The following is a 22,833-nucleotide window of genomic DNA, read 5'->3' as shown; positions in this document are numbered from 1 at the left end:
GGACCATGGTCACAGGCGGTACCGAATCGCCACGAGGAGGACTGGCCATGTCATATCCATCGAGCGCGGAACGGGTTGTGGTCGCAGCGCGACGAACCCCGTGGTACCGACATCTGTACATCTGGGTTCTGATCGCCATGGCCCTCGGCACCTCGGTCGGCCTCCTCTGGCCCACGACCGGCAAAGCCCTCAAACCACTGGGCGACGCCTTCGTCAGCCTTCTGACGATGACGCTCGCACCATTGGTGCTGTGCATGGTCGTCGCAGGCATCGGCGCGGTCGCGAATCTCGGTTCGGTCGGAAAGGTCGCTCTGCGGTCGCTTCTCTACTTCGAAGTTGTCACCTCGATCGCACTCGGCCTCGGCCTCCTTGCCGTCAATATGATCGAACCGGGCGCGGGCCTGAACACGGAAGTCGACTCGCTCGAAGTGACCGACAAGGTCGCGGACGGCATCGCCGCCGGCCAGGACCTCTCCTGGTACGACTACATCCTTCAGATCATCCCGTCCAACATCATTGCCAGTTTGGCAGACGGTGCCATCCTCCCGATTCTGTTCTTCGCAATTCTCTTCGGCATCAGCCTCCAGCTGATGGGGGAGCGCGGACGCGACATCGCTCGCGGTGTGGAACGGCTGAGCGAGGCGCTTTTTCAGGTCGTCAGAATCGTGGTGTGGGCGGCACCGGTCGGTGTATTCGGGGCCATGGCCTTCACCGCAGGAAATTTCGGTGCCGCTTCGTTGGGTGCGCTGGCCAAACTGATTGCGACGTTCTATGCCACGTCCCTGGTGTTTGTCGTCGTCGTCCTGGGCGGCATCCTCATGCTGGTCGGCTTGCGGCCGTGGCGAGTGCTGCGTTACTTCAAAGACGAGGTTCTGCTCGCTCTCGGTGCGTCGTCGTCGGAGGTCGCGTTGCCGGGGATCGTGCGCAAACTGGAAAATATCGGCGTCACGAAAGGCACGGCAGGCATCAGTGTCACCGCCGGATACTCCTTCAACCTCGACGGCACGTGTATCTACCTGACTTTGACGACGGTATTCATAGCTCAAGCACTCGGCATCGACCTTTCGTTGGGCCAACAGGTAATCCTGCTCTTGGTGATGCTGTTGGCCTCCAAGGGAACTGCGGGGGTCACCGGCGGGGGATTCGTCATGCTGACCACCAGTGTTTCCGCGACGAACCTGATACCGGTGGCCGGTGTCATGCTGGTGTTCGGGGTCGACAGGTTCATGTCCGAGTGCCGCGCGGTGGTGAATTCGCTCGGCAATGCGGTGGCGGGCATCGTCGTCGCCCGCTGGCAGGGTGAAATCGAGCCGGACAAGGTGCACGCGATCATGGCCGGACACCAGCCGGGCTTCGTGCTCGAATCAAACAAGGTGACAAAGGATTTCGACACCACGGCACTCGTGCCGGATCCACAACCTGTCCCCTCGGCACGATGACGCTCACCAGTCTGCAACGGCTACGAGTGTACGTGGGCATCGTGGATGCCGGCAGCGTATCCGCTGGGGCGCGCGCTCTGGGCATCACCCAATCCACGGCGTCGACACAGCTGCGGCAGCTCGAAGTCGAAGTGGGATCACTGCTCATCGAACGAACCGGCCGGCGCTTCGCGCCGACCGAGGCAGGCAACGTCCTGCTCGCACACGCCCGTCGCCTGATCGTTGTCGCCGACGAGGCTGTGGACGATTTGGCCAAGATGAGCCTGCGGCCGTTGACCGGGGCCCTCGTCGTAGGGGCGACGACGACAACCACCGAGGGCTCTTTCCTTCCCGCTACGTTGCGAAAATTCACAGCTGCCTACCCGGAGGTCACTCTCGATCTGCGGGTGGAGAACTCGACCACATTGCTACGCAAAGTGTTCGACGGTGATGTCGGAGTGGCAATTCTCGCCGACGAGGTGGACAGCCCTTTGCTCACCGTCGTGCCACTCGCGCCGGAGGAACAAACAGTCATCGTCTCCCGTGCGCACCCGTTGGCAGGGTTGTCGGGTGATTCTCGAACCCTGCGGGGCTCGGTTGTCCTCTTGCGTGAAGAGGGATCTGCAACAAGGCGATTCCAGGAATCGCTGCTGGAAAGTTGGAAAATCCCACTTGTTCGCACATGGACTCTGGCGAGTACCGGTGCGATCGTATCCGCAGTGGCGGAAGGTTTGGGTATGTCCTTCCTGCCGCGAGTGGCATGCCAAGATGCGTTGGCGTCGAACAGGATTGCCGAGCTGAACCTGGACCCGCTGCCATCGCCCCGGCCGGTCTCTCTGATACATCGTAACGACCGCCACCTGAGCCGAGCCGAAGAGCATTTCCTCGCTCTCGTCGCCGACGGCATTCCCACCACGACACATTCACAACAAGGAGTTACACCATGAAGTCCCGTACGTTCAGCGTCAATTCCCGTACCTACGTCCTGCCGGAGGCGCCGGTGGTGGTGATCTGCATCGACGGCAGTGAGCCCGACTATCACGTCGAGGCGATGAAGGCCGGACTGATGCCGTGGCTGAGCAACATCCTCGATGGTGAGTCGAGTTCGTGGCCCGCGCACTGCGCTATGCCGGCGTTGACCAACCCGAACAACATCTCCATCGCCACCGGACATCCCCCCAAGGTGCACGGAATCAGCGGCAACTACATCTACGACACCGCGACCGGCGAAGAAGTACTCATGAACGACAAGCGGTTTCTCCGGGCACCCACCGTCTTCGCAGCAGCCAACGACGCCGGCCTCGACGTCGTGGTGGTCACCGCGAAAGACAAGCTACGACGCCTGCTCGGTGCCGGGCTCGTCGAAGAGGGACCAAGCATGAACGGCAGCGGGACATTCGAAATGCCGTCCCGGACCGGCATCTGCTTCTCGGCGGAGAAGGCCGATCAGGCAACTATCGCCGACAATGGAATCGACGACGTCCTCGAACTGGTCGGAAAGCCCTTGCCGCAGGTGTATTCGGCGGACCTCTCGGAATTCGCGCTCGCCGCCGGAGTCGAGATCCTCGAATCCCGTGGTGCGGACCTGATGTATCTGACGTTGACCGACTACATCCAGCACAAGCACGCCCCCGGGACCGACGTCGCAAACGCCTTCTACGCGATGATCGATTCCTATGCAGCGCGACTCGACGCGTTGGGAGCAGTTGTCGTGCTGACTGCCGACCACGGAATGAGTGCAAAGACCGACGCCGACGGTGTCACGCGTGTGGTCTATGTAGAGGACGAGGTGCGTCGCATTCTCGGAGTCGCTCCGACAGATGCCAATAGCGAGGGCGCAGAGGGCATTCGCGTGATCCTCCCGATCACCGACCCGTACACGGTGCACCACGGGGCACTCGGTTCGTTCGCCAGCATCTACCTGCCGGCCGACGCGGACAGGAATTTTGTCATCGAACAACTGCGGAAATTAGACGGGGTGCAGGCAGTCCACACCCGAGATGAAGCTGTGGAGATCTACCACCAGCCGGCGGACCGGATCGGAGACATCATTCTGCTCGCCGAAGCCGGGACAGCGGTGGGTCGATACGCTGACTGGCACGATCTCAGCGGATTGGACGCACCGCTCCGCTCGCATGGAGCGCTGGGTGAACTGCAAATCCCATTCATCATCAACCGCCGATTGCCGCAGCCCGAGCAACTGGACGAGCCCTACGGCGAGCCGGCGGTGGTGCACAACTACGACGCGTTCTGGATAGCAACAACATTGGTCGCCGAAGCAGAGGCTCTCGCCGCCGGCTGAGCAGCAGGCAAGCAACGACTCGAGGACCTCGTTAGGCCGATCACGCCGAGTGCAGAGTCTCGGAGGCGCCCCGTCGGACACGTCATGCCCGACGGGGCGAACCAGCATCCGGCCATGGCCCGTCCCGCCGAGTTCATGCCGGGTTGAGCGCTGGCCTCAACTTCGACAGCCCCGGGCTCTATTGTCAAGCAGTGTAGACAGTTTCGCCATCGATCAAGGTGCGTAATATTCTACGGTCGAGCAGCGATTCGACGTCCTCATCACTCGGCCATTCACCCTCGAGCACTGCCAAGTCGGCGCGTTGCCCGACAGCCAGCGTCCCGCGCCACAGTTCCGCACGGTCTCGGATGGCTGCACCACCGGTCAACAGCGCAAGGGCGTCCACGGTGGTTATGCCTTCGTGGTCCTCTGCCGGCACAGGGCCTTCCCAGCAATGGGCACGTGTCACAGCATTGACAACTGCGGGGCGCCAGTCGGGCGGTACCACTGGAGCGTCCGAGGTAATCCCCGGACGAACGCCGGCGTGAAGGGTCGATTTGATCGGCTCCGTACGCAAAATTCGATCTTTGGCAAGAAATCGCACGAAGGTGCCCATGATCACAGGATTGAAGCACGCACCAATTCCGTTGGCAGCCAGCGTTTCCCATCCGCTGGGGTACAACTCGGTGGTATGAATGAGGTAGTGCCGCAACGGGCTGTTCGGAGCAATTTCGGCGATGGTGTCGATAACGGTTTCGACTGTTTGATCGCCGATTGCGTGAATGGCGACTTGAAGTCCGGCCTCGTCGACGATCTTGATGATCTCGCGCAGCTCTGCGACCTTGTCGACATCGGTGTCGCCGGTTATTACCATGTGTCCGCAGTGATGCCCTGGAGGGTTCTGCTCGTGAACGGGGTCTTTGTGCCAAGTGGTGCCGTTCTGCGGTGTGCCGTCCGCGAAAACCTTGACGCCGGCGATCGTCAACCTTCGTGGGTCGACGTCGCGGTCCTCGTAGCGATGGGCGAGACCCGCGTCCAGGTGAAATTTCACGTCTGCGGCGTTGGCTCCACCTGTTCCATTGGGCAGGACCAGTACTGAAATTCGCATAGTCAAGTCACCGGCCTCGGCAAGGTCGGCCAGCGCGTCCAATGCCTCGACCGAACCCGATCCGTCCAACAGTGCCCGATGGCCAGGACCGAGACCAGGTTCGGTAAGGGCCGTGATTCCGAGTGCGTGCAGATCGGCCTGGCCCGCGCGGTAGGCATCGAGTAGCTGTTCTCTCGGCACTGGTGGAACCACTGCGATCAACAATGAAATCGCTGAGTCGGTGAGAAACCCTTCCGGGTTCCCGTCAGCGTCGCGTTCGATGACACCGCCGGCCGGGTCGGGTGTGTCGGCGGTGATACCTGCGAGCGAGAGAGCAATGCTATTCGCCGTGAGCGAATGACCGCTCCAGTCGAAAAGTACGACGGGGGTGCCGGCGATGCCGTTGACCGTAAGGACGCTGTCGATGTCGGACGCAGTCAGCTTACGGCCGAGGGTGAGGGCGTCCCAGCCGTGCCCGCGAATCCAGCCGCTTTCATCGATCCGGTCCGCGGTCAGGAAGCCGGCCAGCTGATCGACATTGGTAAAGATGTCGGTACCCAGTTTTACATAGGTGTGGCTTGTGACCGAGTAGGCCGTGAAGTGCAGGTGACCGTCATTGATTCCGGGAATCACAGTATTGCCGTTCAGTTCGACGACCTGCGTATCTGGCCCGATCAGATCTTCCGCGGCGGTTCCGAGCGCGACGATATTGCCTTGCCTGATCGCAATTGCGCGAGGCCGTTCTCCCCGCCAAGGCTGAGTTACGCGATCGCCCGGCTTCCAATCGGACAGATCGAGCACGGGGCCACCCCGTAGCACTGTATCGGCGTAAGCAACTTCGGTCACGAGTGCAGTCATAGGTACATAGTGGGCTCGTCGTCACCGGCGTCAAGCGAGAGAGTTCACTGATCGGACCGTCTGGCGAATAAGTCGATCGGTTCGCTCACCGAAACAATCGGGCCAGTATTTCGTGCCAGGCGTGCAACGTGGCAGCGGTATGGTTCGTGAAATGTGCGAGTGAACGCGATCGAATAACGAAGTGGTAAAGCGTAATTCGGGGCGAGACGGTTGGATTTGTACGTCATGAGCCCTAGCTGTGCACAACTGCGAATCGACACCCGACTGCCATGAACGAAATGAACGGGAGAAGTTTTTATGCAGAAGGCTTACGTGAATGCGGCCGTATACACGGGGCAGTCACCCGCATCTTGGGCTTCGGTTATTCTCGAAAGCGAGGGCAAGATATCGGCTGTCGGTGACTCGGCTTCACTGGCGGAGGAAATCTCCGAGGCATACGAGGTCATCGACTTGGGTGGACGTATGGTCATGCCGGGAATTCACGATGCCCATACCCACTTGGTCAGTGGTCTGAATCGCTGGGAAGTAGCGCTGCCGCACGGCGCGGGAGAGGCCGAAATTTTGGACGCCCTTCGCAGCTGGAACGGGCCGAGACCTGTTGATCGTCAGGGTAACCGGTGGCTGATCGGTGGACGGTATTGGCCTGATTCGTTCGGTGACAAGGGCCCTGACCGTGCCTTCCTCGATCGCGAATTCCCGGACGAGCCTGTTGTTCTCCACGACAGATCGGCGCACAATGTGTTGGTCAATTCCTGTGCGCTGAGGATTGCGGGCATCGACGACGGAACACCGGATACCGAAAACGGTGAAGTCATCAGAGATGCAACGGGTCGGGTGACGGGAGAGCTTTACGAACAGGCCCGTTGGCCGGTGTTTCGTGCGCTTGGCACACATGCAGACAGTGTCATGTCGCAAGCAATTCGCTACGCCCGCGATCTCAACCACAGGTACGGGGTGACCTCTGTACAGGATGCCTCGTCAACGGAGCAGCTGCTCAGGGTGATGGGCCAGCTCGACTCCGCCGACGAACTGCAGCTTCACGTGGCAGCGCATCTTGTTTGGCGGGAAGAGTCCTTCGGAATGGCCGGGCTTGATGTCCTCGATCATATGATCGATCACCACGAAGATTTCGCGTCGAACCACGTCGACACCCGCTTCGTGAAGTTCTGGCTCGACGGGTCACCGATTCCGCCTTACTGGACTCAATCGTGCATTCACGACGATGGCACCGTCGATGAAGACAATCTCTTGATACCGCAGGATGAAATGAATGCTGCCTTGGTGCGCTTCGATGCTGCGGGTCTGATGGTGAAGGTGCATTGCGGTGGCGAGGGAGCCATCCGGCGAGCGCTCGACGCTGTGGAACACGCACGCTCCGTCAACGGACCTGATGGACCCCGGCATGAATTGGCGCACTGCTGTCTGGTCCACAAAGATGACTTCGAGCGTTTCGCGGCCTTACGAGTTGGCGCCGAAATGTCGCCCGCCGTATGGCATCTCCCCGAGCACGGGGTCAGTCACCTGTACGAATTCGACTCGGTGGCACGAGCCGGAGCAGAAATGACGTTCGGGACAGACTGGAGTATCGCCGAGTCTCCCAATCTGTTCCCAGCATTGCAGGGTGCCATCGAACATGGAGAACAGTCGATCGACCTCGAGAGGGGGTTGGCCGCGATGACGATAAACGGGGCCAATGCCGTTGGCCGAAGCGAGCAGCGTGGCACGATCGAAGTCGGCAAGGATGCCGACTTTATCGTGCTCGACCGCAACTTGTTCGAGATCCCGACCAGCTCGATCGGCGAGACACAAGTGCTTCGCACGGTATTCGGTGGACGTACCGTATACGACGCAGAGAACTAGGTCGAACTCGATGGCTCGACATGGCTTGGTACGTGCTTCGGTTTCCGCTCGCAGGGACTGGAATTCGGCCACGAGCACTGTCCGGTAGTTCTACGTCTCAACAGGTCCGCGCCGTTCGCAGTCCCGCGGCCGAATGGTTCGATTTCGGACCGATACGGCGTCGAGATGCATATCTGGGTCTCGCTTCGATGGCCTGGCCATCGTCTGGTGCAGGAGTGGCTGTGTCGCAGTAACCGGACGAGCTCCGAATCTCCGCCGGTTCGCAGCGACCTGAACGGCTGGAAGCACGCACGACCGCTAGGTGGTGAGGGTTGCGGGGGCGTCGGAAATGTACGTGTTCTCGGAACGTTCCAGCTCCGCCGTTCGAGCTTTGCCGCCGGTGTGCGTACGGCCCGGCAATTCTGTTCCGGGTGGTTTCGGTCAGTGAAACTTCGCCGTGGAGCGGGCATCGAACACGTGTTGTACTCGTCACACCTCGACCGCAGTTTTTTCGCTCAGAGTGACTCGCATACCACCGGAAAACGTTACGGCTCTTTGGAGGAACCAATTGACGAAAACAACCCGCCGCTCTGTAGCCGCGATCGCGCCGATCGTCCTCACCGCAGCGTTGGTCTTGGGTGCATGCGCGTCCAATCCTGGCCCCGAGGAAGACTCGAAATTCACCGTAGGAATCTCGAACCCGCAAGGTGCCCAGCCAATTCTGAAGATGACTCAAGATGCGTTCACTTCGGCTGCTGCCCGGGACGGCATCGCGGTGAAGGCCCTCGATGCGCAACTGGATCCCGCGAAGCAGGTAACGGACGTAGACCAGCTCATAGCACAACAGGTCGACCTGATTGTCGTCTATCCGTTGGACGCAAATTCGCTGAAGCCGGCTCTTCAAAGGGCGAACGCCGCGGGCATCAAAGTTGTCGGTTGGGCCGGTCTGGAATCGCCAGAGTCCGATCCAGGAGTCCTCACGTCGAACGTAGATACCGGCGGCAGCTATCGCGGTTCCAAACTGCTGTCCGATTTTGTCAAAGATAAACTGGGTGGCAAGGGAAATGTACTGGGAGTTGGCCTTGGTGTGCCGGTTCCCATCCTCGAGACGATGATGTCACAGTACGAGAAGAACACGACAGAGGGCAGCGCCATCGACTGGCTCGGCCGTGTCGACGACCCCACCGATGATATCGCCGGCGGCCAGAAGGTGGTTGCGACTGCTCTCACGAAGTACCAGAACGATATTCAGGGAATCATGGCTTACAACGATGCCGCTGCCATCGGAGCTGCTGTTGCAGTCAAGGCTGCCGGCCTCAACGATGTGGTAATTGTGGGCCAGAACGGCGACGAAGACGGAATAAGGGCGGTCGAGGACGGCCGACTCAGTGCGACGATCGACCTGGTTCCTTGGCGCACCGGACTGATTCTCGAGGCGATCTCGCGCGCTGTGCTGAACGGGCAGGAAGTTCCTGCGTTCGTAGAAAGTCCAACCGAGCTTTACACCGCGGGCAACGCCGGAAATCGTTTGCCGTGGGCCGACGCCGGGGCACAGATCGAGTCGGGAGAAATCACTTGTGCGCAAGGCGGAGGTTGCCCGGGTAACGTTGTATCCCTTGCCAAATAGCCTCGAAGGCGCATGGAAATGATTCCTGAGGAGATACGCATGGAACCACCGCTCTTACAGATGCAGTCAGTTCACAAACGCTTCGGTCGAACCCACGCTTTGAAGGGAGTCGACTTCGAGATCCGCGCTGGAGAAGCGCACGCATTGTTGGGCGAAAACGGGTCCGGTAAGTCCACCCTGATGAAGATTGCCTACGGTGAAGTCACTGCCAGTAGCGGTCACGTGTTGCTCCGGGGTGAGCCGGTGAAGTTCGCCAACCCACTTCAGGCCTCCCGGGCCGGCATCGCAATGGTCGCGCAGGAGGTGCCCGTTGTGGAAAGCTTGACGGTCGCGGAGAACATTGCGTTGGGGAACCTGCCCGGCTCGCGATTCCGAATCGATTGGACCAAAGCTCACCGGACCGCGACCGAGGCCTTGGGCGAGCTAGGTTCCGGAATCCGGTCCGACCAAATAGTAGGCACTCTTGGTCCGGGTGATCGTCAAGTCGTTGCAATTGCCCGGGCAATTGCGTCGAAGTCTTCGGTTGTCATTTTCGACGAACCTACGAGTTCGCTCACAGCGGAATTGACGGAATCCCTGTTCGACATCATTCGTAAAATGAAGAGTTTCGGCTTGGCCATCGCATTCATCTCTCAGCGGCTTCAAGATATCGAACCCGTGGCGGACCGCGTCACCGTGCTTCGTGACGGCGCGCTGGTGAAGACGATGGACCTGGCCGAAGCCGATGAAGGCACAATTACCCGATTGATGGTCGGCAGGCCTCTCACGGACTACTTCCATCGAGAAATTTCCAAGACTCGAATCACATCGGACAAGCCGGCCCTATCGGTTCGGCACCTGTCGGCTCCGGGCGTCATGGAGGACGTAGATTTCGACGTTCGGCCCGGGGAAGTAGTGGGCCTTGCGGGTCTGGTGGGTTGTGGCCGAGTCGAGGTCGTCCGGTCCATCTTCGGTGCAGATGCAGGTACAGGAGATGTGACGGTTGCGGGCGAGACCTACACCCGTCGGACACCCCGTCGGTCCATCCAGCGGGACCTGGCGTTCGTCACCGGCGACCGTAAAGGCGAAGGGCTCGTTCCGGGCGCAAGCGTGTTCCACAACTTGAGTCTCATTGCAAACAACAGGCTGAACCTCCTGCCCATCAACAGAGGAAGTCAGCGCGTAGCTGCTTCCAGCGCCATGCATGAACTGCAGGTTCGACCAGCTGACATGAGTCTGCTTGCGGGCAGCCTGTCGGGTGGGAATCAGCAAAAAGTGGTCATAGGCCGCTGGCTGTCGAGCGCGCCCAAAGTCTTGCTGATGGACGAGCCCACGCGAGGTGTGGATGTAGGTGCCAAGTCCGAGATCTATCGGCTTCTGAGGGAGCTCGCGTCGCAGGGCGTGGCTGTTCTCATCAGTTCTTCCGAAAACAACGAGCTGCTCGGTGTGTGCGATCGCGTACTGGTGATGTTTCGTGGCCGAATTGTCGCCGACCGCCCATCCGATGAGCTCGATGAATTGACAATTGCTGAACTCGCCGCAGGAGTTATTAATGTCTGAACCTACCGTTGCCCCGCCGAAAGATTCGTCCGACGCGGAGATGCCTACGCCCGACCGGGCGGAACGTCCGGGGATGTCGACGTCGGCGGGTGCTGTATTGAAGAACTTCCGCGGGTTCGGTGGAGCGTTGGCCGCCCTTCTCATCATGGTCGTCTACCTATCGGTAACGCAGGAGTTCTTCTTCACGAAAGCGAACATCCTGAATGTGCTGTCCGGAAACAGCGCGTTGATGATTACGGCTATAGGTCTCACGTTCGTAGTATTGTCTGCAGGTTTCGATCTTTCCGTTGGAGCAATCTATGCCGCGGCCGGGTATGTCGCCTACCGCGCTCTGGAGTCCGGACTCCCGGAGGTGATAGCTCTTGTGCTGGGCGGTCTCACGGGAATTCTGCTGGGCGGAGCGGTGAACGGAGTGCTGATCGGACGTATTCGTCTCAACTTCTTCGTTGTCACTCTCGGCACCACGTCCCTTTTCACCGGTGCGCTGAACGTTGTGACGAACGGTAAGACCAACACGATACCCATCGAGGAGGGGAGCCTTCTATACGCGCTCGGAAACGGCACTATCATGACAATTCCGGTGCCGGTTGTCCTGAGCCTCGCGGTTCTGGTGTTGAGCGGCTACTTGCTCCGCTTCACGTCGTTCGGGCGCGCCGTCTATGCAGTGGGCGGTAACCCGGAAGCCGCCCGATTGGCGGGTATCAACGTTTCTTGGGTATACGTGTGCGTGTACGGTCTCGGCGGACTTTTCGCTTCGGTGGCGGGCATGGTGGATGCAAGTCGACTCGCATCAGCGTCACCGACCGCTGGTGCGAGTTTGGCTTTGACTGCCGGTGCCGCCGTTCTACTCGGGGGAACCAGTTTCTACGGCGGCCTGGGTGGAGTCTTCGGGACGGTAGTAGGAGTGCTTCTCATCGCCGTCCTGCAAAACGGACTGGGTTTGATGGGAGTTTCCGCATTTTGGCAGGGCGTTGTTACTGGCACCGTTCTGGTCGTGGCTGTGCTGCTCGACAAACTTCAGTCTCGATCGACCTGAGGACGCTGCGCGCATCTGCGGACGGTGCTTTTGCATCCGCAATGGGTGTGCGTGGTGGGATGTCGACGACACGAATCTCTTGACAATCGGATGCCATGCTCGGGATCGAGGCAGGCTTACAACATGATTCGCGGCAGTGTGCACCACGCATCAGCTCTTTGTTTTCGGATATCCGACGCCGATCGGAAGCCGATATTCGAATCTGGGGAGCTGATCATCGTGGGGGACATTGTCGGGGCACATCACGCGACGATGGAGGCACCGATGATGCGTTCGGTTTTGTTCCAGAGGAATGCGCCCAATTCCGGATCACGGCTCGTACGAACGGGTTCGGTGATCACCGGTGGGCCCGAAGCATTCCTTCGCGGACCGAGGTAGACCTGCCCGAGCGGTAGATCGCGAGCTGCGATTGCCGCTACCGCTGATTCGGCAGCCGAGTCCTTACCCTGCACCACGGACGTGAATGCGGGCCCGAGGACTCGGGCAGCTGCTCGGACAACGACAGGTCGAGTGTGGATCCCCGGCCGATCAGCGGTCAATGCGTCGATTGCTCCGCCTGGATGGGCAACGATCGACGCGACCGAAGAATGCCGGCTCCGAAGTCTGCGTGACAGCTCGAAACCCAGAATCTCCGTCGCGTGTTTGGACATGGCGTACGCCGCACGCGGGCGATAGGACTGCTGTGACAGCCAGTTGTTCGGATCGAACGAAATACGCTGCGTCAGCATGCTTCCGATGCTCACGACTCGGGCACCCGGTGCCCGTTCAAGGGATGGAAGGGCGAGACGGAGTAGCTCGACATGTGCGAGCGCATTCGTGCCCACAGTCAGCTCCACGCCGAAGGGGCCACTCTCGAACGACCCGGGTGCAGCAACCAAGCCTGCATTCATGATCAGACCGTCGAGCTGTGCGGTGCTGCGTAAAGCTTCGCCCGCCCGACGGACAGAATCGATGTCCGTCAGGTCCATCTCCAGGAACCGGTGGCGACCGGAGTGGGGTAAGAGCCCGATTGCATGTCGTCCTCGTTCCGGAGAACGGGCCACCACGATAACTTCGGCACCCAGGCCCGCGAGCCGTTCGGCAATGAAATATCCGATTCCTGACGTAGCGCCTGTGATGGCGACCGTGCGCCCGTCGAGTCGATCCAGTTCCAACATCCGCATCTCCTTCAAGTCTTGAACTATCAAGGTACTTCAAGACTTGAAGGAGTGCTAGTCTGCAGATGTGGACATTCTCGAGGCGACCCTGCGCCTTCAAGAACTTGCGCTTCGGATCAACGACGATTTTCTGCCGTATGCCACTCGGGAGGGCCTGACGCTCGTTACGGCGCATGCCCTCTGGAAAGTTCACCCGGATCGAACCGACCTGACGATGTCCGAGGTTGCCGCACAACTGGGATGCAATGCCTCCAACGCCACATTCGTCGTCAAGCAATTGGAAGCCCGCGGTTTCGTCGAACGGACCCCCGACCCGGTCGACGGGAGGCGCAAATTCGTCGGATTGACCGATGAAGGCGCGCGCGCACGAGGACGCCTCGGCCAGGCGCTGACGTCCGTCAGTCCGCTGAAGAGCCTGGCCGAGGAGGAACTGACGTTGTTCGTGAGCACTCTGGAGGTACTCAGCAAGGTGCGGTAATCGCGCAGGCTACAGCGTCGAGCGTCACCTCGTGCGCGAGTGCCCGACCCCACAACTGAGGTCGGGCACTCGAGCCGTTCTCGGGCCTCGGCTATCTGCCCGCCAGATCGCTTTCGTCTCGCAACGCGGAAGTATTGCGATCGAGGGTTTTGCCCTCGAAGAATGCGGGATGGCGGAACCTCATGACGATCATCAGCACAGCGCCAAGGACGAGGATGCCGAAGCCGAGGAAGAACACGAGTCCGATGCCGCCGATCGAGGCTCCGCTGGCGTTGTCGGGATTCATGCTCTCGCCGAGTGATATGACGAAAACGGCGAGCAGCATGAGGCCACCGAGAAGTGGAAACAGGAAGCGGAAGACGGTGTTACGCACGCTGTCGAACAGCCTGCCGCGGAAATACCAGATGCAGGCAAAAGCCGTGATGCCGTAATACCAGCAGATCATGATGCCCAGGGCCGCAATGGTGTCGATCAGCGTGCGCTCGGACAGGAATGTGACCACTGTGTAGAACCCTGCGGTGATGGCCCCTGCGACGACGGTTGCGTAGGAAGGCACCAGGAAGCGAGGTGACACTTCGGCGAACTTCTTGGGGAAGGCACCATAGGAACCCATCGCCAGCATCGTTCGCGCGGCCGGGAGGAACGTGGTCTGCAGGCTCGCCAGTGAGGACACCAGCACGGCCAGGAACAGCAGCAGCCCGCCCCATTTGCCGAGCACCGGGTCGGCCAGAGAGCCGAAGACGTTCTCGGCGTTGTCCGGGTTACCCAGGCCCAGGCCGTCCTCGCCTACCCCTGCGTACATCATGGCGGCCACCGCGACGAGGAGGTACGTGAGCAGAATGGTTGCCACGCAGAGCAACCCGGCGCGGCCGGGCGTCGTCTTGGGGTTCTTCGATTCCTCGCCGAGCGTCAGGCACGTATCCCAACCCCAGAAAGCGAAGATCGACCCCGTGAGTCCGATGACGAACGCACCGACGGCCACGCCTGTGAACGGGTTGAACCAGTCCAAGTCGAAAGTGACCTCGCCCGGAGCGTCGCCTTCGCCGACATGAATCAGCGCAACGACGGCGAAGACGACGAGTAGAACCATCTGGAAGCCGACCGTGACGATCTGCAGCTTTTCGCTCGTGGTGATGCCTCTGCTGGCAATCCAGGTAGCCGCTGCGATGAACACCAGCGTCGTACCGACATTGACGAACTTGTTGCCCGGTAGATCGGCGATCGACGGTGTGTCGAACAACTTCGCTATGAACAGATAGAAGAACTGCACCGCGATGGCCGCAAGGTTGGACAACACGATGATCGTCGCAATCACCATGCCCCAGCCGCACATCCATCCGACGTAAGGTCCGAATGCCTTGGTCGACCACGTGAACGACGCACCGCAATCGGGAGACTCGGAGTTCAGCTCGCGGTAGGCATATGCGGTGAGGAACATCGGAACGAAGCCCGCGATCAGGATTGCCGGCATCTTCAGGCCTACGGCAGCGACGATCAGGCCGATGCTTGCCGTCAGAGTGTAACCCGGTGCTACAGAGGAGATTCCGAGTATTGCACCCGAGAAGGTGCCGACTGTGCCTGTCGCCAGCCCCTTGGCGCTGACTTCACCGGCAGCGGGCGAGGGCCCGCTTGCGTTCTTGCCCATGTTCGAGCCTTCCGTCGACGGATTCATGATTCGAACTCCTGCTTGGGGACGACCACCATGGGGACGGGCAGGACGCGAAGCATCTTCGCTGCCGTCGAACCCAGAAAGAGTCGGCGCGGTTGGGCAAGGCGGCTGGAGCCGACCATGACGAGGTCGCCGTCCTGCCAGTCGAGCGTCCGCACCGCAGACTCGACGGACGACCCGTCCGCGATGGTCACCGATAACGGAAAGTCCTCCGGCAAGGTGGATTTCGCCTCGTCTACAAGGGCACGTGCGTGCGCGACGGCACGATCACGCGCGCTGTCGTAGCTGTCCCGGGCATCGCGAAGATCGTTGCGGGGGTCGAGCGCAACCAGGGACACGAGCCGCAGTGGAGTGTGCATTCTCTCGCACGTGCGTACCGCGGTCCGGAGCAACACATCCGCTCCCGTCCTGGTCCCGAGTGCGCAGGTCACCTGACGAATCTCGCGAGCAGACGAGTGCCGGGTGCCGCGCGGCGCGAGTGCAAGCGGCACGTGTGCCGAATGCAGCAGTTCGGTCGAGACCGAGCCGACGGAATGCCGTCCGAGCAGGCCGTCTCCGGACGCACCCACCACGATGGCCGAGGCCCCCAGCCGAGCCACCTCGTCGAGCAGTCCCTGGGCGAACGAATCGTTGAAACTCGCATGCACGGCGACCTCGATGTCGGACGGCACCAACGATTTTGCCTCCTCGAGCCAGCCCTGCGCTCGGGTGACCAGGACGTCCTCGTAGCCGGTTTCGGCGGGGACTCTCGACGCAACAGTGCGGTCCGGCGGTAGCACCATGCAGATGTCGAGCTGAGCACCCAGGCTCCGGGCGAGCTGCACCCCGAGGGTAAGACCGTCCTTACCGCTGGGGGTGGCGAGATATCCGACGATCAAGCGCATGGGGACGGCTCCTTCGTTTCGATCGAACAGGTAGAGGTAGTGACGAAATGGTCACTCCGCAGGCTTCGCTCCTGCATCAAATGGTCACTCCGCAGGCTTCGCTCCTGCATAAAATGGTCACTCCGCGGGCTTCGCTCCTGCGAATCATCGGCACCGAGACAGGGCGAGCGACAGTTCTGCGCTCACCACGCAGACTTGCGAATTGTTCAGCCCTTCCACGCTGTGGAGTTCACCGACCATCTGGGCCAATCGTTCGACGGATTTGGTGTGCACAGCCTGCCACGCTGCAACGGCGTCGGTAGCAGATTCGGTGTGCACCGCCTCCGACAGGACCTGCTCGGTCATGTTGTGCCAGTGCTCACGAATCGCATCGACCAGAATCGCGCTTGCCATGGCGTCCCAGTAGTCGGCTCCACCGGAGGCGACAGAGGACCGTTCCACCAACCGGTCCAGACCCACGACGCGGCCGAATTCGAGATACGTCTGCGCCACGTGCGCTACCGGTCGGGCGAGCGACCGGGCTGTCGTCTCCAATGCGAATGCTTCGGAGAGGATTCGAAGTGTGCTCTGATCGACGACTAGATCGCCGGTCAAGTCCGGCAACGCTGCTCGGAGTTCACGTACCGGCTGCGTGAAGCGTTCGATCGTCTCCAGCGGCGTCGAATGTTCGTCGCGGTTCCGCAACAACCACGACGTTGTCCGCTCGATCAGATCCTGGACACCGAAGTGCAGGTCGAGCCTGATGTTCTGCGAGATTCCGGGTAGATCGGCAACGACGTCCCACAGGTGATCGATGTCGAAAACTTGGCGCACCACGGCATACGCAACCGCGATATCGGCAGTGCCCACACCCAGTCTTTCCTCCAGCCGGTGAATCATGCCGGGCCCGACGCGGTCGATCATGTGTCCGGTCACGACGACCGCCACGATCTCCCGCGCCAGTGGGTGCCTGCGGATGTGGTGAGGAACCAGGACACGAATCGATTCTGGAAAATAGCCGGCCAGTACCCCGTCGAACACCGGGTCGTCCAGTAGGGGAGAGGCGAGCAATTCGGTGGCCACCAGGTTCTTCGACTGCGCCAACAGCACCGCGATCTCGGGCCGAACCAATCCCTGCCCCAGGCGATGTCGAGCCCGCAACTCGGCAGGGGAGGGAAGAACCGCAGCGACTCGATTTATACCCGCGTCGCGTTCGAGGTTGTCGATCAACCGTTCGTGCCGGCCCAGCAAGAACGGCGCGTGGGCCTCGGCGAGGCTGATCGCGAGGGTCTGCGATGCAGCATCGGCCAGCACCGACTCGGCGACCTCGTCCTGAACCTGGGACAGCGCCCTGTTGCGCTCGGTGACGGACAGTTCGCCGTCCGCGACGGCCGCGTCCACCGCGATTTTCAGATTCACCTCTCGATCGGAGGTGGCGACGCCCGTGGCGTTGTCGATGAAGTCGGCGTTGACGCAACCCCCGGCAAGGGCGAATTCGATTCGAGCACGCTGCGTGAGGCCGAGATTGCCGCCCTCGCCGACGACCCGGGCATGCAGTTGGGACGCGTCGACGCGAACGGAATCGTTGGCCGGATCGGCGGAGTCGGAGTGTCCCTCGGTCGAGGCCTTGACGTAGGTGCCGATCCCTCCGTTCCACAGTAGATCCACCGGGGCGGTGAGCAGCGCCTCGACGAGTGCGTTGGGGGAGAGGGTGCCGACATCGATTCCGAGTCGTGCCTGCATCTGCGGTGACAGTTCGATGGACTTGACCGAACGGGGCCACACCGCACCGCCCGACGACAGTGCCCTGGTGTCGTAATCTGCCCAGCTGCTTCCGGCGATCGATGCCAGCCGTTCCCGTTCGCGGTACGAGACCTCGGGGTCGGGGTTCGGATCGAGAAAGATGTGCCGGTGATCGAACGCGCCGACGAGTCGGATGGCGTGGCTCAGGAGCATGCCATTGCCGAACACATCACCCGACATGTCTCCGATACCGACCACCGTGAACGCATCGGTATCGACGTCGATCCCCTTCTCGGCGAAGTGGCGTCGTACCGACAGCCACCCGCCGCGTGCGGTGATTCCCATGGCCTTGTGGTCGTAGCCCGCCGAGCCTCCCGAGGCGAACGCATCCCCGAGCCAGAAGCCTCGGCGGACTGCAATGCTGTTGGCGAGATCGGAGAATCGCGCAGTCCCCTTGTCGGCGGCGACGACGAGATACGGGTCGTCGCCGTCGCGGATCACCGTGCGCGTCGGATGCACCACCGCGCTGTCGACGACGTTGTCGGTGACATCGAGCAGAGCCTCTATGAAATCGGTGTAGGCGTTGCGGACACCTTCGGGAGTCGTCTCCGTTCGAACCACGAAAGCGCCCTTGGCACCCATCGGCACGATCGGTGAATTCTTGACGTGTTGCGTCTTCATCAGATCGAGTACTTCGGTGCGGAAATCGTCGTGCCGGTCCGAATGACGCAGGCCCCCGCGAGATATCGCACCGCTCCGAACGTGACTCCCCTCGACGATCGGCGAGTGCACGAAGATTTCGCGGTACGGGGTGACGGCCGCGGCGAGGGACAATCGTGCCGGGTCGATCTTGAACGCTGCGGGTGGGGCGCCTACCGTGCGGTCGTGCTGAAACCAATTGGTGCGCAACACTGCCGAGAGGAAAGAACGCAGTCCTCGTAACAAGCGATCCTCGTCGAGTGCCGAGGTGCGCTCGACAGCGGTGTCGAGAATGTCCTCGGCGGCAGACGTCAGCCTGTCGCGGTCGGTCACGTCGGGATCGAATCGTGCATGGAAGAGTGCGCAGAATCCTCGGACGAAGTCGCTGTGCCGCAGCAGTATCGAGACCACAGTGGGTTCGGACAGCTCCAGCCCTACCTGGCCGAGATAGCGGGCTGCGGCGCGAACGAGAACGGCGTCGGTGAACGGGATGGACGCCGATGCGATGAGGCGAGTGAAGCCATCGACCTCGAGATCGCCCGATGCGGCGGCCTCGAATGCAGCCCGCAGCAGGTTCGGAGTTGCTGCGGACCAATCGATTTCATCGGTACTGAAACCGAATCTGTGAACGAAGGCGTCGCTGTCTTCGCCCGACGGCAACAACTCGTGGTTCGCCACACGTAGCCCGAGATCGGCGAACAATGCGACCAGATCGGCGAGAAGTGGAGCGCGACGCTGCCACTCCAGGATGGCAACGGGCATCTGTTGGTCCGCAGTGTCGATGAACCGCAGCCGCACACCGCTGTCCTCCCGGACTGCACCGGCACCGCTCATTTGTTTCTCCTGACCATGCTCGACGAGGGTGAGGCGACGCTCACTGTCGGCTAAGTCTGGCTGAACGAGACGCACGACACAGCTGACGAAATGGACAGCCGACGTCGTCGGACCGCTCCATTCCGGTCCTTGCGCTGCTTCATCACCCGTTCCGCAGCGCCTCGTCGATTCGTGCTCCCACGGCGGCGGCACCGGCCGAGGTCATGATCGTGCCGGCATGGTCGAGTTCCATCATCGGGGTGATCGATGTCAGGTCGAGCGCATCGATGTCTTCGGGCGAGTACATCGGTGCCGAGTTCTTACCAATGCTCCACTGCGCGTGTAGGAATCGAATCGGCATCGTCAGTTCTCGAAACCGTGACTCGCCGAAGAACACATCCTCGGCGTCGGAGACGACTGCCTCGGTCGACAGCCGCACCGACCCGTCGACCAGATCGTGTTCGGCGTACGTCCGCAGGAGTGGATCCGCCGGGTCGAGAAGCGGCAGCGACGTCGACACCAAGAAGTCGACGTATTCGTCGACGGCGTCGAAATGCTTCTGAGTTCGAGCAATTCTGTCCGCGAACACAGCTCCGACGGTCTCGCGGGTGAGACCGGCGGGCGGTGCCACCGGAACGCCTCCGTCGACGAGAACGAGACTCTTCACTCGAGATGGATACCGGGCCGCGAACTCGACTGCCACGAATCCACCCATGGACATTCCGCACACGTGTGCAGCGTCGAGTCCGAGGACATCCATGACGGCGTCCAGGTCGTCTGCGTGCCGAGCGAGCGACGACGGCCCCGTGACCTCGACGCTGTCGCCCCTGCCGCGCAGATCCGGTGCGACCAGTGTCAGGTGTGGCGATTCCGCCCGCAGCCAGCCCCACAGCACGCGCTGGCTGGACACGCCGTGCACCACGAGGACGGGCTCGCTGGTGCCGGTGTGTGTTTCGACGACGAGATCTCCGCCGGGTACAGGTACTCGATCGATGGTCATGGTGCCGACAGTAGGGGAAGCAGGCTTCAGGGGGGATGGATTCTTCGCCCACTGCGCACGCCGAAATATGGATGAGTCGTCCGCATCGGGGAGGGCACCGTCGCCTGGACGGAGTAGGGGATGCAGAACACCGAGCGGTACACGTCCGGGCCACACGACCAGGCGGGTACGTTGCTGGTGTGGACCACCCGGGCAAAGGATCGAGGTGCACGTAATTCCGGTCAGCGAACCGCTGGCCAGCGGTTCGAAAACGTCGAAACCGGGTGCTCATGGCGGGTTCCAGCTGGGTCGAGGCCGGCCTCGGTGTCACTGAGCGGACCTTTCACATGGCGACCAGGTGAATATCTCTCCACACTGATCGCTATTCGACGGCGCTCGTCGTCCTTGGTGTTCGCAGGAGGAGTTGAAATCTATGGTGCCACGTACGCAGAGCAGCGCATCGACGACTGAGGGGTCGACCGAGCTCGCGCAGGGAAGTCTCAATGTCGCGCACATCGTGTTCATGGTGATGGCCACGGTTGCGCCCGCCGGAGGCGCTGTGGCAATTCTGCCGCTCGCCATCGGACTGGGGGTAGGTATCGGTACACCCGGAATGTACGTGTTCGTACTCGTCATCATGCTTCTGTTCGCCGTCGGTTTCACCCGGATGGTTCCCTATGTGCAGAACGCCGGAGCCTTCTTCGCCTACATCGTGCGAGGGCTGGGGCGTCCCGTCGGCTTGGCCGGTGCCTACATCGCTACCAGTGCCTACATCGCGCTGGCATGCGCCACCAGTGGCGCGATGGGTTTCTTCGCCTCGGGTAGCGCCAACAAGATTTTCGGCATCGATCTTCCATGGTGGGTCTATACCTTGGTGGGCCTGGTGATCGTGTTCCTGCTCGGCTATCGCAAGATCACGCTTGCTGCAGGCGTACTCGGAGTGGCCCTCGTCGTCGAGCTCGTGGTCATTCTGGTGCTCGACATTGCGATCATCGCGCGAAACGGGATCGGCAGCTTTCCGATGGAATCGTTCAGTCCCAGTCAGGTTTTCGTTCCCGGAGCCATCGGCGTCGCGATGATTTTCGCGTTCTCGTGCTACCAGGGCTTCGAAGGGACAGCGATCTACGCTGAGGAAGCACGCGATCCGAAACGCACCGTTCCTCGTGCGACGTACATTTCGATGGGATGCATCGGCTTCTTCTTCGTCCTGACGTCCTGGGCATTCCTGGCCAGTTCGAGTGGCGCCACCGCCGCGGCAGCCGCAAGCCCGGGCACATTCGTCTACGACCTCAGCGACGAGTTCGTCGGTTCCGCGTGGACAACGACACTCGAGGCGTTGATCGTGACGAGTTGCTTCGCCGGAGTGCTTGCCTTCCACAACGCAGCGTCACGGTATTTGTTCGCACTGGGCCGGGACGGCTTCCTGCCGCGGTCGATGCGAACCCTGCACCCGCGCCATCAGTCGCCGGTGGTTGCCGGTTCGACGAGCTATGTGATCGAGACGGCGGTCGTCATCGTCTTCGCCGTCGCCGGGCTCGACCCTCTGACGACCCTCACGTCCGCGCTGACCGGTTTCGGAGCGGTCGGTCTGATGGTCTTGATCACCACGACATCGCTGGCAGTGCTGGTGTTCTTCGCTCGGCAGCGTCGATTCGGTTGGGGCCACACGGTTGCGCCGGCCCTGGCGCTGATCGGTTTCGGAGCAATCACATATTTCGCGCTGTCCAACTTCTCGGCCATCACCGGTACCGATTCGGTGATCATCAACGGTCTACCGTTGCTGCATCTCGCGACGATCGTGGTGGCAATCGGGGTTGCGCTGTACGCACGCAAGAACCGGCAGGACACCTACGCGAACATGGGCCGAACCCTTGTCGACTGAAGCCGTGCTCGACGACACCACGACCCTCGTGCGCTTCGGCTACGCCGACACCCCGCTCGGTCAACTGCACTATGCAGAAGCCGGAGTCGAGGGAGTCCCGTTGATCTGCCTGCACCAGACCCCGCGTTCGTGGGACGAATTCGCCGAGTTGATGCCCCTCGTCGGCCCGTCCCGTCGCATCATCGCCATGGACATGTACGGATTCGGTCAGTCCGCCAAACCTGTTGGCCCGCAAACGATCGAGCAGTATGCCTCGGGTGTTCTGCATCTAGCGGATGCGTTGGGTCTCGATCAGTTCTCGGTGATGGGTCACCACACCGGGGCCGTGGTCGCGGTGGAGGTCGCCAGTGCGGCACCAGGTCGGGTGAAGTCCGTGATCCTGTCGTCGCCGTCCTACACCGGCCCCGAATACCGTGCCGGTCACGCTGACGGCCCCGGCGTCGACGTCGCGGAAATCGACTCGCACGGTGGCCATCTCACGACGTGGTGGGGCCAGCGAGAACCGTATTATCCGCCGAATCGTCCGGACCTACTCGATCGCTTCGTGCGCGACGCGCTTGCGCCGGGGGTGGATCCGGCCGAGGGACATATCGCGTGTTCGCGGTACGTCATGGAAGATCGGATCGGCGAGGTGACGGCCCCGGTACTCATCCTCGGTGGCGACGCGGACCCGTTCTCCTTCCCCGATGTCGGCCTCGTGCGGGACGGTCTCGTGCAGGCAGCGACGGTCGACATCGTGGTCATCGAGGGCGGCACCATTCCCATGGTGGAGCAACTACCGACACCGGTGGCCGACGCGGTCGTCGGCTTCCTCGACACGCACACGCCCAAGGATCGCTGAAACCGACGTCGACAAGCTCGAACG

Annotated in this window: 16 protein-coding genes; 10 read left to right on the top strand and 6 right to left on the bottom strand. The window is 61.4% G+C overall.

All coding sequences use genetic code 11. From position 1 onward, the window contains the following. The first annotated feature begins 47 nt into the window (after window positions 1–47). The 3 genes from JLZ96_RS06570 to phnA are packed head-to-tail and all read left to right on the top strand — an operon-like array spanning window position 48 to window position 3,720. Window positions 48–1,439 (top strand): cation:dicarboxylate symporter family transporter, encoded by a 1,392-nt coding sequence (locus tag JLZ96_RS06570; protein ID WP_179274201.1) that lies wholly within the window; start codon window positions 48–50, stop codon window positions 1,437–1,439. Next, window positions 1,436–2,365: a LysR family transcriptional regulator gene (locus JLZ96_RS06565; RefSeq protein ID WP_094718644.1), complete on the top strand. Its 930-nt coding sequence runs from the start codon at window positions 1,436–1,438 to the stop codon at window positions 2,363–2,365. Before JLZ96_RS06570 ends, JLZ96_RS06565 begins: the two co-directional genes overlap by 4 nt. After that, a complete protein-coding gene (phnA, locus tag JLZ96_RS06560) occupies window positions 2,362–3,720 on the top strand; it encodes a phosphonoacetate hydrolase (protein WP_094694670.1) in 1,359 nt (452 codons plus the stop codon). Before JLZ96_RS06565 ends, phnA begins: the two co-directional genes overlap by 4 nt. A 184-nt stretch (window positions 3,721–3,904) precedes the next feature. Here phnA and JLZ96_RS06555 read toward each other — a convergent pair whose 3' ends face one another. Further along, a complete protein-coding gene (locus tag JLZ96_RS06555; RefSeq protein ID WP_057473798.1) occupies window positions 3,905–5,644 on the bottom strand; it encodes an amidohydrolase in 1,740 nt (579 codons plus the stop codon). A 297-nt stretch (window positions 5,645–5,941) separates the two neighbouring features. Here JLZ96_RS06555 and JLZ96_RS06550 point away from each other — a divergent pair, with 297 nt between their 5' ends. From JLZ96_RS06550 to JLZ96_RS06535, 4 genes are all read left to right on the top strand, one after another. Beyond that, window positions 5,942–7,504, top strand: a complete 1,563-nt coding sequence (locus tag JLZ96_RS06550) for an amidohydrolase (protein WP_201009690.1) — start codon at window positions 5,942–5,944, stop codon at window positions 7,502–7,504. 547 nt (window positions 7,505–8,051) lie between these two features. Further along, window positions 8,052–9,110 carry a sugar ABC transporter substrate-binding protein gene (locus JLZ96_RS06545; protein ID WP_201009689.1) on the top strand — a complete coding sequence of 353 codons (1,059 nt, stop codon included), beginning with the start codon at window positions 8,052–8,054 and terminating at the stop codon, window positions 9,108–9,110. Between the two features lie 39 nt (window positions 9,111–9,149). Continuing rightward, window positions 9,150–10,649: a sugar ABC transporter ATP-binding protein gene (locus JLZ96_RS06540; protein WP_201009688.1), complete on the top strand. Its 1,500-nt coding sequence runs from the start codon at window positions 9,150–9,152 to the stop codon at window positions 10,647–10,649. A 73-nt stretch (window positions 10,650–10,722) separates the two neighbouring features. After that, on the top strand, window positions 10,723–11,685 hold the full coding sequence (locus JLZ96_RS06535; protein ID WP_057473804.1) for an ABC transporter permease: 963 nt from the start codon (window positions 10,723–10,725) through the stop codon (window positions 11,683–11,685). Window positions 11,686–11,927: 242 nt separating this feature from the next. Here the strand turns inward: JLZ96_RS06535 and JLZ96_RS06530 are convergent, their stop codons facing one another. Continuing rightward, window positions 11,928–12,842, bottom strand: a complete 915-nt coding sequence (locus JLZ96_RS06530; protein WP_201009687.1) for an SDR family NAD(P)-dependent oxidoreductase — start codon at window positions 12,840–12,842, stop codon at window positions 11,928–11,930. A 67-nt stretch (window positions 12,843–12,909) separates the two neighbouring features. Between JLZ96_RS06530 and JLZ96_RS06525 the strand changes: the two genes are divergently transcribed. After that, window positions 12,910–13,320: a MarR family winged helix-turn-helix transcriptional regulator gene (locus JLZ96_RS06525; RefSeq protein ID WP_201009686.1), complete on the top strand. Its 411-nt coding sequence runs from the start codon at window positions 12,910–12,912 to the stop codon at window positions 13,318–13,320. 91 nt (window positions 13,321–13,411) lie between these two features. Here JLZ96_RS06525 and JLZ96_RS06520 read toward each other — a convergent pair whose 3' ends face one another. The 4 genes from JLZ96_RS06520 to JLZ96_RS06505 all read right to left on the bottom strand — a co-directional run bounded on the left by JLZ96_RS06520 (window position 13,412) and on the right by JLZ96_RS06505 (window position 20,107). Continuing rightward, on the bottom strand, window positions 13,412–14,965 hold the full coding sequence (locus tag JLZ96_RS06520; RefSeq protein ID WP_201010676.1) for an APC family permease: 1,554 nt from the start codon (window positions 14,963–14,965) through the stop codon (window positions 13,412–13,414). Window positions 14,966–14,988: 23 nt separating this feature from the next. Then, window positions 14,989–15,873 carry a universal stress protein gene (locus JLZ96_RS06515; protein WP_201009685.1) on the bottom strand — a complete coding sequence of 295 codons (885 nt, stop codon included), beginning with the start codon at window positions 15,871–15,873 and terminating at the stop codon, window positions 14,989–14,991. Window positions 15,874–16,017: 144 nt separating this feature from the next. After that, window positions 16,018–19,128 (bottom strand): NAD-glutamate dehydrogenase domain-containing protein, encoded by a 3,111-nt coding sequence (locus JLZ96_RS06510; RefSeq protein WP_201009684.1) that lies wholly within the window; start codon window positions 19,126–19,128, stop codon window positions 16,018–16,020. 142 nt (window positions 19,129–19,270) lie between these two features. Then, a complete protein-coding gene (locus tag JLZ96_RS06505; protein ID WP_201009683.1) occupies window positions 19,271–20,107 on the bottom strand; it encodes an alpha/beta hydrolase in 837 nt (278 codons plus the stop codon). 412 nt (window positions 20,108–20,519) lie between these two features. Between JLZ96_RS06505 and JLZ96_RS06500 the strand changes: the two genes are divergently transcribed. Together JLZ96_RS06500 and JLZ96_RS06495 are read left to right on the top strand one after the other, a co-directional pair. After that, entirely contained in the window at window positions 20,520–21,968 is a 1,449-nt protein-coding gene (locus JLZ96_RS06500; protein ID WP_032385621.1) for an APC family permease, read from the top strand. A 4-nt stretch (window positions 21,969–21,972) separates the two neighbouring features. Next, a complete protein-coding gene (locus JLZ96_RS06495) occupies window positions 21,973–22,809 on the top strand; it encodes an alpha/beta fold hydrolase (RefSeq protein ID WP_230591082.1) in 837 nt (278 codons plus the stop codon). Window positions 22,810–22,833: the final 24 nt, after the last annotated feature.

Source organism: Rhodococcus sp. NKCM2511 (assembly GCF_014905595.1).
Lineage (GTDB): Bacteria > Actinomycetota > Actinomycetes > Mycobacteriales > Mycobacteriaceae > Rhodococcoides > Rhodococcoides fascians.
The sequence above is the reverse complement of the archived record's forward strand: the minus strand, read 5'-3'. Positions and strand labels throughout refer to the sequence as shown.